Raw genomic sequence first — 14,223 nt, forward strand, 5'->3', positions numbered from 1 at the left:
GGAGATTTATTCTGTAAATGATAATTTACCAGCGTAGCGCTGGAGCAAGGTTCTCCTTCGGCGTGCAAGTAATCTTTCAGACACGGATGACACGGATGACGCGGATTCTTTTTTCCTTCGGTGTGATATGCCGGTATGTATAGCGCAGCTTTAAAAATCCGCGTCATCCGTGTCATCCGCGTCTAAAAGATTAAAGTCCGCATTCGTCCGCCTCATCCGCGTCGTCCGCGTACCAATTCTTTCACCCGCTAAATTATCATTTACTACATTTTTCCGCTTTTGCTCCACCCCTTACGGAAGCTGTTTCTGCTTCTATTTTCAGGGTATTGTGTTGAATACGGATTACTTTACATTCGTGGGGTCGCAATTCTACGGTGTATGTTCCCGACATGCCTCCCAGGTCTTTGCGTTCCCATAAATCCCTCACATTGACGGCTTGCCCGTCTTCAATGCCCAGTTCATGATGGAAGTCAATGCTGCGTGTCTGTGGAGTACTTTCCCGGTTGAATAATCCTACCACCCAATCTCCGTTAGGCAACTGGCCGATCCAGCGGGAACTGTTCGCAGCATCCCGAAAGTCGTAACTCAATGGTTTGGCGGCAAAGCCGAGACTGTTCAATTCGTTCATTTCCGGATTCTGGTAAACCCAGGCGTGATCTCCAATCGTATCATACTGGTCGGCAATGGCAAGTGCGGAACCTCCCATAATCATCAGCGAGAAAAGGAAACGGCGTTCGTTGTCATTTGCCAGTTTATTCATACGCATAAAGTCACCGTCCAGTATCATTTGCCCTCGTGCACCGACATCGGCAAAACCAATGAATCCGTCGAAAGCATTGCCGAATTGCGGCCAGTGGTCTTTCTGCTGTCCGCGGCGGCGATTGCTGACAAAGTCCCAGTCACCGTCGAAGCAATCATCATCAATGCGTATCATATCCCCGTACTTCAATTCGGTCTTGGCATGATTATAACAGTGAGGCATCACAAGACTGAGGAAAAGATCATCTCCGGCGGCTTCGGCAATCCATGCCAATGCTTGTTCGTAGCGGCGGGTGCCGTAGTTGGTTTCATAGTTTTCCAGGAAATCTATGCGAAGATAGGTGACGCCCATTTCCTTGAAATAGCGGACATAATTCTGAATCCATTCTTTGGATCCCGGTTTATCCACATCCACCCAATACAGAGGATCGTTGAACGATTTGTATCCCACAATGTCTCGGGTATGGTAAGAAGTTCCTTTTACAGGCAGGTTCTGTTCATAGGCGGCACGGGTCAGCCACATGGGGTTGTAATAGACTCCCATCTTCATGTCCCGTTCTTGCAGGTATCGGGCCCAGTAGCTGAAACCGTTTTTCCAGTCACTGTTGTACTTGGTGATATAGCCGTTCTCATTGACGGTTTGTGCAGCTTCTATCCATCCGTCGTTGCAGATCATGTCGTAACCGTAGGGCTTGAAAGTCTTCTCCATCCAGTCGATATTTGCTTTCCAGCGTTCCTCACTGAGAGGAACGTTGGTTACAAAACACTCTTCGTAGGCAATCCAGTATCTGGGTCCCGTGCCGTGACGGGTGAAGGGACTGTCACGGGCTACGGAGGAGTGAGGACAAAATGACAAGAAGATGGTTGCGAGTCCGAGTATCCATTTTGTATAGTTCATGGCAATCATGTTTTGAGGTTAATTGATTTTTTCAACTTTGAGTTTCAGGGTCTTCGTATTGACTGTCAGTTTGTACTTTCCGTCGCTTCCTTCGGATATTCCCCAAAAATGGTCGCGCAGGTTGCCTTCCATTTCTGAACATTTAAACATGGGGTATTCGCCGGGTGTCACAATCTTGACATTTTCGTTGTAATCCACGCTTTCGGGCACCAGATAATTGACTTTATCCCAGTCTCCCTTTTCAAGGCAGAATTTGAACTGCTTGTTTTCGTCACTGTAATTCAAGTCGACTTCCGCCGTATAGGTATCCTCTTCATCCGGGGAAGGTATAAGTCCGGTCGGATTACCCGAATCCCAGCCGAAAGCGGTACCCAAGCCGTAGATGGTTTTTACAACCTTTTCAACTTTCAGAATCATGGTTTCGGTGTTTACGGTTAGTATATACTTCCCGTCCGCTCCTTCGGGTATTCCCCAAAAATGGTCGCGCAGGTTTCCTTCCATTTCTGAACATTTAAACATGGGGTATTCGCCGGGTGTCACAATCTTGACATTTCCGTTGTAATCCACGCTTTCGGGTACCAGATAATTGACTTTATCCCAGTCTCCCTTTTCGAGGATGAACTTGAATTGCTTGTTTTCTTCACTATAAACCAGGTTTACTTCTGCCTTATATACATTGGCATACAGTGGGTCGGGTACTAATCCGGTTGCGCTGCCCGAATCCCATCCGAAAGCACTTCCCAAACCATAAATCGTCTTTATCTCCGGTTCCGGTTCTTCGGTTTCGTCACTGATTTTTTCGAGGGTTAGTTTCAGCTTCTTTACGTTCACTGTAATCCGGTAGGTACCGTCGCTTCCTTCGGGTATTCCCCAAAAGTGGTCGCGCAGGTCGCCTGTCATTTCGGAACACATCAGCATGTCGTATTCTCCGGGAGTGATGACTTTTACGGCGGTGCCGTCATCTGTCGAGGTGGGTACCAGGTAACGTACTTTGTCCCAATCGCCTTTTTCAAGGATGAACTTGAATTGCTTGTTCTCTTCGGAGTATTTGATAACTTTATCTATGGTGAATGTATTTGGTTCAGTCAGCTTCAGTTCGGTGGGAGCATTGGAGTCCCAACTGAAGATGGTGCCGAGCCCGTACAATTGCCTGTAGTTCTCTACGGGTTCCACTACAACGATTTCTTTATCTTTCTCACATCCGATCAGTAGGGGGAGGAGGAGGAAGATGAAAATGAGTTTATTTATTACTTTCTTCATGATAATCTTATTATTTGTTATGTGATTAAATAACTTCGGTGATAGACTTTGCACGGGAAACAGCGTAACTAAACTATGCTGTTCCTATGGGTTATTATATCATCATCCGTATTGATGGTATTCATCATCCGTATTGATGATATGTCGAGTCATATACTGAGGTATGCTCATTCTAATTGTAACCCGGGTTCTGCTCAAGCGTGTGGTCGGCTCCCATCATATCCCGTGGGATAGGGAAGATATCCCAGTGTGAATCTGCATCGGGTTTCTTGTCCCACCATTCTTCCGTACAGTACAATCCCCAGCGGATAAGATCGGTGCGGCGGCGTCCTTCGGCAAGGAATTCACGTCCCCATTCATCGTAAAGCTCATCTTGCGTCAGGGTTACTGCACCTTCGGGCTTGTACAGGTATTCTGCCCATGTATCTTGCGGATAGTTACGTTTACGCACGGCATTCAGCAATTGGGCAGCTCCGTCCACATCGTTTGCTTTGAACTTACATTCCGCCAATGAGTAGTAGATTTCCGCCAGACGAATTTCATTGTAATCGGCTTCGCGCTTCCCTGCGTCTTCGTCGCTGTAGATGGGATACTTCACAAAATGCCATCCGGAGTTATGGTCGCCGGTATTCATGTTTGAAGTGCGGTCGGCGGGAAGTTGATCCGGAGCGAGTTCGTGAAATACTCCTACCTGGTCGCGGATGTAGATTTCATATCCTCCTACGGGAGAAGTCACTTTCTTTTGGGTACCGTCATCGGCAATATAGGGCAGGTAGCCATAAAGGAACATACCTTCACGGGTACTGTTGCCCAGATTCCGGTACATGGTCAGGCGATAATCTTTCGGATATTTCTTGAATTTGCTGACAAACTTGCCGAGTTTGAAGTTATATTCATTATTATTCAGGTCGAGACTGGGTTGCAAGGCATATTTGGTATTGAAGTCTCCTTGCTTGAAAGCGCCGAAGTAGAAACGTGCATTGACAGGGACGGCCCACCAGTATGTATCGCCCGTATAGTGCCAGTAACTACGCCCGTAGGACGACGGGAAAGCAAAGATGGTTTCGTTGCATCGGTCGTTTGTCCAGTCGAATACTTCGTCCCAGGTCTTTCCCAGTTCGTAGAAGCCATAGTCACCGTCCAGAATGTTTTGGGCGTATGTGGCGCATTCCGTATATTTAGAAGTTCCGATCCATTTCTCCGCGTTCAGATAGAGGCGCACTAACAATGCGGCTGCACCGGCTTTGGTCCATTGCCCTTGTGCTATCCCGTTGCCGGCATTACCGTTCTTGGCTGGTAGTGCTTCGATAGATGTTTTCAGTTCCGTTTCGATAAAGTTGAACAGTTCCTGCGGCGTCACTTGTCCGACGGAATTCTTGCTTTGGTCCAGGCTGACAGCTAACGGTACATTGCGGAAAGCATCCAACAGACGGATGTAGAACCATGCACGTAAAGCCTTGTTCTGTGCGATGAAGTTATCCATCTCCGACTGTGACATGTTGAATTTGGCAGGGTCCAGCTTTTGCAGGTCATCTATGACGGAATTGGCCTGCATGATTCCGGTGAAACAGTTTTCCCATTCACTTTTGATGGATTCATTGTCGGCAGCCCAGGTGTGGTAGTGCAGGTACTGCCATTTGGCATTGTCATACCACCAGCCATCGCGTGCCCAGGTACCCAGTTGATCGGCACAGCACTCCTGCAACACCTGGCGTGGCCCGATGCTGTAGAATCCATGTTCGAAGGGGCGGAATGTGGCTTTGATAATATCATCCTTTGTATTGTAATAGTTGGTAGACATGATTTGGTCGTATACCGTTTCCGTAAGGTCGGTGCATGCGCTGAGGGAGCCGAGGAGCAATACTCCTGCCAGCGAACCGGTTAATATATTCTTGAGTTTCATATTTCTATTGTTTTTTAAGGTTATACATTTAGAAGTCTAATTGAACACCGAACATGACCTGTGTAGTGGAGGGATAGTACCGGCGGGTACCTTCCGTACCGTTCAGGTTCACACCCGGAGTCAATCCGTTGGTCTGGTAAGTCGAAGGATCTACACCGTTGAAACCTGTAATGGTAGCAAGATTCTTTCCGGTGACGTAGAGGCGGGCACTGTCCAGCCACTTGTTGTTGATCGGGAAAGTGTAGCTCAGGGTTACCATATCGAGCTTCACATAGTCGCCGCGTTCTATGAAATAGTCGGTCAGCACATTCTTACCTTTCTTAATGGCCGCATTCTTGGTATATGCCTTTTTCAGTACATTGCTTTGCATACTGGGAATGCCCCAGTAGAAGTCGTGTACATTGAAGAGGTCGAAGCCGAAAGCACCGCGAAGGAAGATGGTTAATCCCCAGTTCTTATACGTTAAGGTATTGGTCATGGAGGCTGTGAATTTGGGAAGTCCGTTACCGGTTACCCGTTTGTCTTCTTCTTTGGCATCGGATATTTTAATCATCTCCGTATTGTCTTTGTTCCATACTACCCAGTCGCCATCGGCATCAATACCGGCATACTTCCAGGTGTAATAATTACCCAGGCGTTGTCCTTCTTCTATGCGTTGCAACTTGCCCGGTTGATTTGGACTTTCCATATTCGCCAGGTCGTAATAATTTTGTCCGGTGAACTCGTTGTTGGAGAATTTGAGGAACTTGTTCTCATTGGTGGCGCCTACCAGATTGACGGTATAGCTGAAATCTTTCATCTTCACCGCCTGGATATTCAGGTCGACTTCGATACCGGTGTTGCGCATGGTACCTACATTGACAAAAGTGGTAGAGAACAAGTAGGGAGGAACGGGTACATTGTAGTCGCCCAGCAAATCTTGTTGTTTACGGTTGTAGTAATTGACCGAACCGCTCAATATTCCTTTAAACAGACTGAAGTCCACGCCGATGTTCCAGTTTTTACCTTTTTCCCATTTCAGCCCCGGATTAGGATTCTTGCCTGCACCCCATACGGTGAAGTACTGGCCGTTGTAGTAGTAACTGCCGAAACTACTCATGGTAGACAAGGACAGGTAATTGCCGAAATCCTGATTGCCGGTTACACCGTAGTCACCACGTATTTTCAGGTCGTCAATCCATGTGATGTCTTTCATGAAAGCCTCTTCACTGATACGCCAGCCGGCAGATACGGCGGGGAAGTAACCCCATTTATTGTCATCTCCGAAGCGGGAAGAACCTTCGTATCTCAAAGAAGCGGTCATCAGGTAGCGGTTTTTGTAGTCATAGCTCAGGCGGCCGAAGAAAGCAATCAGTTTGGAGTCGCTTTTGTTGGTGCCCATTTCGTTGCGTCCTTCTTCCTTGGCCCATTCACCGGAACCGAGGTTGTTGTACAGAAGTCCGTCGGAAGAGAAATCTTTATTGGCGGCATTCAGACCTGAATTCTGGAAGTATTGATACGAGTAGCCTACCATGGCGCGGGCACGGTGTCCTTTCAATTCCATAGCGTAGTTGCCCAACCATTCAAGACTATGCTGGCGGTACTTGCTGTAGGTGCGGCTGGCTTCTCCTTTATAGTCGTTCTTCATTGCCAGGCGGCTTGTGGAAGGACGGAACCAGTAGTCGAAATTATCCGATTGCTGGTCGGCAAAAGTCAGTTGCGTGCTGAGGGAATGAATGGAATGACCGTCTTTGGCGAGTAGGGGAAGCAAGTTCAGTTTCACGGTGGCATCCCAATCCAATAGTTTGGTTTCACCACCATTTTGTTCCAGCTTCAGCTCTTCTACAGGATTCCATAAGGCTTCCTGTCCGGTGAAGTCAGAGTAAAGATTCGGGTTTTCCGGATCAAACAGTGGGGTAGTGGGGTTGGCGTCCATAGCTATCTTGAATGCATCCCAGGAGGAATTTTCACGGTAAGCGATACGCGGTGCGATATTTATGGAGAAATCTAACAGTCCGTTTTTAGTGGTATGGTTGATAGAGGCGCGTGCACCATACTCTTCGCGACTGGAACGTATATCGATACCGGTCGCATTGCGGTAATCCACACTGACGCGGTAATTACTCTGGCTGGTACCGCCGGACAGTGTGACAGTGTGCTGATGGGTGAAACCGGTGCGGGTAATCTCGTCAATCCAGTTGGTAGCTCCACCCAGGTCACTGGTCGGATTGTTGGGAACACGGTATTCGCGGAACTCTTCGGCAGTCAGTTGGTCGAGTTCATGCAGAGGAATACTGGCGGTCAGCATACCATTATAGGTGGCATGGAATTTACCGTCGCGTGATCCTTTCTTGGTGGTGATGACGATTACGCCGTTGCTACCCCGTGTACCGTAGATGGCGGAGGCTGCACCGTCTTTTAGAATATCCATGGAGGCGATATCGTTGGGATTGATATTCGTCAGGTTGCCACCGGGAATGCCGTCGATTACGATCAGCGGACCCAATCCGGCAGCACGTGAGGAAATACCGCGAATCTGGATACTTGCCTGGTTGTTAGGGTCGGCGGCGGCTGTGTTGGTTACGGATACACCGGCCACTTTTCCCTGTATCATCATGGAAGGGTCCAGACTGCTGATATGGAGAAAATCCTTGCTGGAGATGTGTGATACGGCAGAAGTAAGTTCTTTTTTATCCAGCGTTCCGTATCCGATAACGACTACTTCGTTCAGAGCTTGCACATCGTCTTCCATACGAATATTGATAGTCTTACGCCCGTCTACTTTCACTTCCTGCGTTTTGTAGCTGATGAAGGAGAAGCGTAGGGTACTTGTGGGGCGGACGGTCAGCGAATATTTACCGTCGACATCAGTTATGGCTCCGTTGGTGGTTCCTTTTTCTGCAACGGATACGCCGATAAGAGGCTCATTGTTGGTGTCTGTCACTATTCCCGATACTTTGATGGTTGTGTTTTGGGCATTCAGTAATGCAGGGAGTAGGAAGAACATTCCAAGGAGTACATGAAAGTACATTTTCCAAGGATAAATCTTAGTTTTCTTTTTCATGGTACAATGATTTAAATGAGTTAATAGGTTCAATGAATTTTTTCTTTGGGACAAATGTATTTCGGATGGGCGGGAGAAAAAAGCAATGAAGACGGGATATAGAATGATAAAAGGAGGAATACGTTGATATTCAAATCAATGCATTCCTCCTTTCAACGGAAAATTAAGGTCGGTTTTAAAGACTTTTTAGAGATATTGCGTGGCTAAATTCCTTTCTTTATTTGCATAATGTATTCTTCGAACTCTTCTTTCGGCACAATTGTCTTTCCTTTTACTCGTGCTTTATATACATATATAGTATTAATAGATAGGTTGAGGAACTTAGCAATCCGCTCGTTCTCGGTTACTCCCAAACGAATCAGGGCAAAGATGCGCAACTCTGGTGGCAAGTTGCCTGCCTCATCCAGAATCACCTGGTCTTCCGGGCGGAAGAATTTATTGTATTCCGTCAGGAAATTCGGGAAGAGCTTCAGGAAGGTCTGGTCGAAGGATGAGAACATATTCTCCCGTTCAGACTTTATATCGAACTCCTTATGCGTGATTTGCAGATCATTGAATTGGCGTGCTTTCAATTTACGATCCTGTTTTTTCAGCAGATTCTCTACTTTGTCCAAATAATCGGATTTACCATAAAGAGATTGGAAGATATATTGGTCCTTAATCTCGTTGGACTCTTGCAGTTTTCTATTCACTTCTGATATTTCATTGAATTGCTGCTGAATGGATTGTTTGGCCGTTCTCAGCTTTTTCATCTGTTTATAAATGATGGACAGGGTGACTAAAAGCGAAACGGCCAGCAGGCTCATTACGACCAATGAGATGGTCACTTCCCTTTTCCGCTCTTCTATCATTGTCAGGCGTTGCTTTTCAATGATGGGGAGTATAGTGTTTATTTCCATCTTACGGTGTCGGGCATTGTAGAAGTTCGTTTCTTCCAATGCAATCTGAATGTATTTGCTGGCACGCAGAACGTCTCCTTTTCCGTACAGATAGCTTGCCAGTTCCTTCTTTGCCGTCGTTTCCCGTGTAGCCGAGCGTATATCCTGTATAGCTGATAGCGCCATGTAGTAAATGGCGTGTTCAAAATCTCCCATCCCTATGTACATACGTCCCAGCATGGAGTAGATGATTGCTTTTTCATGCGGACAAACGTCGTAATCATTCAGCATTTGCTTGTACATCTGTATTTTCTTCTCATTGTCACCTACACTGAATTTGAAGGCTTCTATCTTCTGGTGGTAGAAAGTGTGGTCGGGAGTATACAATAGGGCAGAGTCACAGTAGAGGGTTATTTTCTTGTTGTAATCAGCATTGAAAGGGGTACCTTCATTGTAACTGCTCATATCGGAATACAATCTCATACAGAGCTGATAGTATTCCGACTTAATGGAGTCCGGGGCATTTACAACATGAATGGAACGCATCATGTCGTATGCTTCTTTGAATAAACCAGTGGAAAGGTAACAGTAGAACAGGTTGCAATCTGCCTGAATAGATAGGTTCTTATCGGTCAGGCGATGTGATATTTCCTCTGTTTGTATGGCGTAGGAGTAAGCTGAATCGTATTGATAAGTGATATATTCATTGAATAACCGATTGCAGAGATTGTATCTCTCCTGTTGATCCTTGACGTATCGGAATTGCCGTTTTATGTCTTCTAACTTCTTTTCTTTTTGCTGGTAGTAGATTTCACGATGTTCTATCTCGCTATCGAGGACAGAAAGTATAGAATCCACACGTTCTTTGGCGGACAGTCCAATAATCTGGCATAGGAGCAAAAGGCTGAATAGGTATTTCATAATATGTATGCGGGTTAAGAAAGTACCGCAAATTTAGAGATTTATTTTAAATATTACCTGTGAGTAAGAAAAAATAGTCGTTAACTTATTTATAGGAATTGATATTAATTAAGAGCATATCTGTAAAGTCCAATATAATATCAGAGAATCGAGTGATTTCAGTCTTTCAAAGATTTTGTTGATAGGCAATAAGAGTGTCATTGGGAAAAACATTATCTTTGGGTCATAAAAGTAAAAGGCATGAACCGTAACTTTATAACAATAACTATGTACGAATGGGCTAATGAAATGAACTGTGCCGTAACCGTATGTGACACAGAAGGAGTCATCCTTTATATGAATGAGAAAGCATGCTGCACGTTTGCCAAACATGGCAATCTGATAGGCAAGAATCTATTTGATTGTCATAACCCGCAATCGCAGGACAAGATACGCGAACTGCTTGAAACGGGAGGTGTCAATGCTTATACCATTGAGAAGAACGGAGTCAGGAAAATGATTTATCAGACGGCATGGAAACAGGATGGTGTGGTGGGAGGCCTGGTAGAGATTTCCATGGAGATACCCGGAGAGATGCCCCACTATGTGAGGAAATGAATCGTAAAATGGAAAGGTGATTATGCATGATGTGTTGCGAAGGCACTGAACGAAAAATCATACAAATTATCAATATCAAGTAGCCTTTTATATACATGTCTTAAAATCAGTGTGTTATATGTAGCCTAAAAGTGCAAGTATAGTAAATAGAGACCTCCGTCCACTATTATGATAAAAATATATTGTAATTGATTGGATATTAAATCATTGTTATAATAATGATAATGCTTAATTAAGTAGTAATAGTAGAAATGAAGTTGTTTGGTATATTGATTTTTAGTAAATAGTAAAAGCCAAGTATATAACTTATATACTTGGCTTTATAAATTACTATATTATTCTATTTCTGCTTTTCCAATATACATATCAGCCCAATAGAAGCGCATATCACTTAAATCTATCATCAAAAATGATAAATTAGAAACTTTATCAGCCCGAACAAATATACCTATTTTATCTTTTTTTTCTGAACTAAATTCTTTAATTTCATAACTTCCATTGGTAATTTTAATCCATTCATTAGAATAACTTGGCTTAATATAATACGTAAATGTATTATCATAAAAGGTTACTTTATGGTCTCCATCATCAGAAGATGTACATACAAATGTTTTATATTTTACATTTTTAGATGCACTATCAACACTACCGAATTCGAAATAGTTTTCATATATCCATACGCCACCGCATAATGCAAAAATCATAATAGAAAGGAGTATTCCTTTCATTGCTGCACGTCTTTGATTATTCATTGGTTTATTGCATTTAGGACAAGTTATTGCCTTATCAGACACATCTGCATTACAATTTGAACATTTAATAAGTGCCATATTAATTATTTTATAAATAAGAAGTATAGTATTATTGTACCAATTAGTATAAAAATTCCCTTAAGAACAACTTCCATGTTATTGTTCCATTCATTTTTCAATCCCTGTTCTGTTTGGTGTCCACAATTAGGGCAGTTAGCTGCATCACGTGAAATCATCTTTTTACATGCTTGACATTCTATTAATAGAGGCTCTTCTTCATTCTTTGTTGAAGTATCACTACTATTTACATTTAATGGGCAACCACATTCAGGACAAGTATTAACTTCTCCAACTTTTTTTCCGCATTCAGGACATTTTTTTTCTTCCATATTAGATATATTTTGAGATTATGGTGCAAATATAATAAATTAATGACATATATGTCATTGTGGGATAAAAAAAACATCAGCTATTTTGCTAAATGATTGAAAAAAATGAAATATTAATAAGTAAAGTAGCTTTAGAGTTGAAGAAATTGCGTGAAATGAATAATTTAACGCAAGAAGATGTGTACAATGATACTAATATACATATTGGAAGGATTGAAAGTGGAAAAAGTAATGTAACAGTTAGCACATTATATACTTTATGTAAATACTTCAATATTACAATGCAACATTTTTTTGATGATATTGGATTATAATATTCAATGTAACCCGCCACTCAAATTAAATAAAATATAGAATGAACCTATCTACTATAATACGGTTATGTATAAAAATTTTCTATATATTTTTTGGAGTAAATATTGAACCTATCTACTACTTATCATAGTAAGATATATGAATATATGAACGAAATAACAAAGAAGAAGATTAGTTTGAAGTTGCGAGGTAAAAAGAAGACTGCAACACACATAAAGCATATAAAGCAATCACTAATTGGAAGAAAGCTAAGTAAAGAACATAAGGAACATATAAGTCAGTCAATGAAAAATAAGCCTCAACGTAAAGTATAGTTGAGGCTTCAATCAAATACATACAGTTGGAATGATTATATATCTCTTTCACGTTCTAATATAATAAATCTATCAATAAATTCATTTAGATATTCCATTTTATTATTAATACATTTTCTTCCATAATCTATTAGTTCTTCGTTGAAGTTATATTTATCCAAAAATGAAATAGCCCTCTTATTTAAATTATTTGCAAAAGACTTTATATCCTTTGGTACAGAATAAGTATTAATATAACTCTCAATATCAAATATATTATCTATTTCATTCTTTATATTATCTTTATCTTTAAGTATATTTGTATTATTGTCTGTATTGTCTATATTATCTATATTTGTAGATACATTTTGTATCACATCTTGTATTACATTCTGTTCAATATTCTTTTTATCATAAGTGGTTTTACTTCCTCTTTCTAATTTGGAGATATATTGTTTAAATTCTATAATATCATACAATGATAATTTATTATATTCATTCACTTTATCCCAATTAATTTTATATTGATTAGGAATATGTCTCCCTTTTACTTTGGTACATATAACATCTATCAATTTATTAGAATACAACGCTTCAATAACACATCTTATATCGTTTTTATTTTTCAATTGCAAATATTTAGATATATCATCCATTGCAAATTGAAAATATCCATTTTCTAACTTTCCTTTATTTTTATAATAGGTTTCTTTTTGGCTTAATATCAAAAACAATTTCAAACAATCATTATCTAATAGATATATAAGATTTGTTGGGCATGGTGTAAATTTATCATCTATATTAGTCATTTCAATTATTATTTAGTTGTTATATCAGTTCGATTCAATTAAAGAGTATAAAGGTATGAACTGATAATGCTACCTTTCATACATTTTCTTGTCACTATGGCAAATATACGACCTACGCATTAAACTTACCACTTTTTTGACACTTAAATTAAAAAAAATATCAATATGCAATTAAATTTATAATCATTAACACAAAACAATCTTATAGATTATCTCAGTATATCAAATGTTATTTAAAGCTAGATATTTATCAATTTGCATACGTTCGTTTGGTATTTGATAAATGATATACTATATTTGTATAGTCATTAATAAAGGTATTATATATGAAATTTGTAGCATATTATAGGGTATCAACGAAACGTCAAAATTTGGGATTAGTTGCTCAAAGAAATACTGTACTTAATTATATTAATAGTGTAGGTGGTAAGTTAATTAACACCTATGAAGAAAAGGAAAGTGGAAAATGCAATAACCGTATTGAACTGAGCAAAGCAATTGATTACTGCAAAGTTAATAATGCAACATTAGTAATTGCTAAGTTGGATAGATTAAGTCGTAATGTATCTTTTATCTTTGCACTTAAAGATGCGAATATAAAATTTTATTGCTGTGATATACCTGAATTAAGTACACTAACATTAGGAATATTTGCAACTATTGCACAATCAGAAAGAGAAACAATAAGCTCTCGTACAAAAGCTGCATTAAAAGCAAAAAAGGATAAAGGTATTAAATTGGGTGCTCCTAATGCAACTATATCAAATGATATGCGCATAAAATCAGCTGAGGCATTAAAACGTAAAGCAGATAATAATACGAATAATAAGCGTGCATACACTGTTATTAGTTCGTTAATTGAGCGAAATATGACATTACAATACATCGCATCATATCTAAATCAAAATGATTTTAGAACGTCTAAAAATTGCTTGTTTACTCCTATTGCGGTTAGTAGGTTAATTAAAAGATATAAAAAATAAGGTATTACTATAGTAATACCTTCGTTATTGTAACCATTATAAGTATATTATTCAATTATAGATTTTATTCTTTTCTCAGTGTCTTCAATTTCATTCTTCAATCTCTTAATATCCTCACTTAGTTTGAATAGTTTATCTTTTTTCTTCTTCAATTCATTAGCTTTTTTAATAAGCTCTATCTTTTCACTATCACCACATTTAGAGCTGTTGGTTATTTTGATAATAAGTACATTTAAAGCATCAAAAGTTTTTTCTTCTCGTTTCAACTTCCATTCTTTCACTTTGAAGAATTTTCTAAGCTCAGTTGCTTGCTCTTTTTCATCTTTCTTTTCAAACTCTATACGATTATAATTATTCTCTGATAAGAACTTTTCGTAATATTCACTGTTTCGATAGCGCTTTAATTGATAATTTGCCATAATA

At 40.6% G+C, this 14,223-nt stretch carries 12 protein-coding genes; 3 read left to right on the forward strand and 9 right to left on the reverse strand.

Annotated features, from left to right (window positions below):
• Positions 1-256 precede the first annotated feature (256 nt).
• The 5 genes from VYM24_RS12865 to VYM24_RS12885 form a co-directional block, all read right to left on the reverse strand.
• Positions 257-1,657, reverse strand: a complete 1,401-nt coding sequence (locus VYM24_RS12865) for an alpha-galactosidase (RefSeq protein ID WP_330940202.1) — start codon at positions 1,655-1,657, stop codon at positions 257-259.
• Between the two features lie 18 nt (positions 1,658-1,675).
• Positions 1,676-2,917 (reverse strand): DUF5116 domain-containing protein, encoded by a 1,242-nt coding sequence (locus VYM24_RS12870; protein ID WP_330940203.1) that lies wholly within the window; start codon positions 2,915-2,917, stop codon positions 1,676-1,678.
• A gap of 172 nt (positions 2,918-3,089) precedes the next feature.
• On the reverse strand, positions 3,090-4,820 hold the full coding sequence (locus VYM24_RS12875; protein WP_330940204.1) for a RagB/SusD family nutrient uptake outer membrane protein: 1,731 nt from the start codon (positions 4,818-4,820) through the stop codon (positions 3,090-3,092).
• Positions 4,821-4,848: 28 nt separating this feature from the next.
• Complete coding sequence (locus tag VYM24_RS12880) at positions 4,849-7,863, reverse strand: SusC/RagA family TonB-linked outer membrane protein (protein WP_299089891.1); 3,015 nt, start codon at positions 7,861-7,863, stop codon at positions 4,849-4,851.
• A 203-nt stretch (positions 7,864-8,066) separates the two neighbouring features.
• On the reverse strand, positions 8,067-9,662 hold the full coding sequence (locus tag VYM24_RS12885) for a DUF6377 domain-containing protein (RefSeq protein WP_330940205.1): 1,596 nt from the start codon (positions 9,660-9,662) through the stop codon (positions 8,067-8,069).
• Between the two features lie 267 nt (positions 9,663-9,929).
• Between VYM24_RS12885 and VYM24_RS12890 the strand changes: the two genes are divergently transcribed.
• Positions 9,930-10,259: a PAS domain-containing protein gene (locus VYM24_RS12890; RefSeq protein WP_022209564.1), complete on the forward strand. Its 330-nt coding sequence runs from the start codon at positions 9,930-9,932 to the stop codon at positions 10,257-10,259.
• 335 nt (positions 10,260-10,594) lie between these two features.
• Here VYM24_RS12890 and VYM24_RS12895 read toward each other — a convergent pair whose 3' ends face one another.
• Positions 10,595-11,089 carry a zinc ribbon domain-containing protein gene (locus VYM24_RS12895; protein ID WP_138298711.1) on the reverse strand — a complete coding sequence of 165 codons (495 nt, stop codon included), beginning with the start codon at positions 11,087-11,089 and terminating at the stop codon, positions 10,595-10,597.
• 5 nt (positions 11,090-11,094) lie between these two features.
• The gene (locus tag VYM24_RS12900; RefSeq protein WP_138298710.1) at positions 11,095-11,400 is read right to left on the reverse strand and encodes a hypothetical protein; all 306 of its coding nucleotides are present in this window, start codon (positions 11,398-11,400) and stop codon (positions 11,095-11,097) included.
• 92 nt (positions 11,401-11,492) lie between these two features.
• Here VYM24_RS12900 and VYM24_RS25410 point away from each other — a divergent pair, with 92 nt between their 5' ends.
• Positions 11,493-11,714, forward strand: coding sequence for a helix-turn-helix domain-containing protein (locus VYM24_RS25410; protein ID WP_138298709.1), 222 nt, complete (start codon positions 11,493-11,495; stop codon positions 11,712-11,714).
• A 350-nt stretch (positions 11,715-12,064) separates the two neighbouring features.
• Here the strand turns inward: VYM24_RS25410 and VYM24_RS12905 are convergent, their stop codons facing one another.
• Positions 12,065-12,817: a hypothetical protein gene (locus VYM24_RS12905; RefSeq protein ID WP_138298708.1), complete on the reverse strand. Its 753-nt coding sequence runs from the start codon at positions 12,815-12,817 to the stop codon at positions 12,065-12,067.
• Positions 12,818-13,143: 326 nt separating this feature from the next.
• Between VYM24_RS12905 and VYM24_RS12910 the strand changes: the two genes are divergently transcribed.
• Positions 13,144-13,800, forward strand: coding sequence for a recombinase family protein (locus tag VYM24_RS12910; protein WP_138298707.1), 657 nt, complete (start codon positions 13,144-13,146; stop codon positions 13,798-13,800).
• Between the two features lie 47 nt (positions 13,801-13,847).
• Here the strand turns inward: VYM24_RS12910 and VYM24_RS12915 are convergent, their stop codons facing one another.
• Positions 13,848-14,219 (reverse strand): hypothetical protein, encoded by a 372-nt coding sequence (locus VYM24_RS12915; RefSeq protein WP_138298706.1) that lies wholly within the window; start codon positions 14,217-14,219, stop codon positions 13,848-13,850.
• Positions 14,220-14,223: the final 4 nt, after the last annotated feature.

The sequence above is a fragment of the Bacteroides sp. MSB163 genome, assembly GCF_036416795.1.
GTDB classification, from domain to species: Bacteria; Bacteroidota; Bacteroidia; order Bacteroidales; family Bacteroidaceae; genus Bacteroides; species Bacteroides maternus.

Coding starts and splice junctions, on each gene's coding strand:
- VYM24_RS12865 (WP_330940202.1), bottom strand. CDS start 1,657: ATGAACTATACAAAATGGATACTCGGACTCGCAACCATCTTCTTGTCA.
- VYM24_RS12870 (WP_330940203.1), bottom strand. CDS start 2,917: ATGAAGAAAGTAATAAATAAACTCATTTTCATCTTCCTCCTCCTCCCC.
- VYM24_RS12875 (WP_330940204.1), bottom strand. CDS start 4,820: ATGAAACTCAAGAATATATTAACCGGTTCGCTGGCAGGAGTATTGCTC.
- VYM24_RS12880 (WP_299089891.1), bottom strand. CDS start 7,863: ATGAAAAAGAAAACTAAGATTTATCCTTGGAAAATGTACTTTCATGTA.
- VYM24_RS12885 (WP_330940205.1), bottom strand. CDS start 9,662: ATGAAATACCTATTCAGCCTTTTGCTCCTATGCCAGATTATTGGACTG.
- VYM24_RS12890 (WP_022209564.1), top strand. CDS start 9,930: ATGTACGAATGGGCTAATGAAATGAACTGTGCCGTAACCGTATGTGAC.
- VYM24_RS12895 (WP_138298711.1), bottom strand. CDS start 11,089: ATGGCACTTATTAAATGTTCAAATTGTAATGCAGATGTGTCTGATAAG.
- VYM24_RS12900 (WP_138298710.1), bottom strand. CDS start 11,400: ATGGAAGAAAAAAAATGTCCTGAATGCGGAAAAAAAGTTGGAGAAGTT.
- VYM24_RS25410 (WP_138298709.1), top strand. CDS start 11,493: ATGATTGAAAAAAATGAAATATTAATAAGTAAAGTAGCTTTAGAGTTG.
- VYM24_RS12905 (WP_138298708.1), bottom strand. CDS start 12,817: ATGACTAATATAGATGATAAATTTACACCATGCCCAACAAATCTTATA.
- VYM24_RS12910 (WP_138298707.1), top strand. CDS start 13,144: ATGAAATTTGTAGCATATTATAGGGTATCAACGAAACGTCAAAATTTG.
- VYM24_RS12915 (WP_138298706.1), bottom strand. CDS start 14,219: ATGGCAAATTATCAATTAAAGCGCTATCGAAACAGTGAATATTACGAA.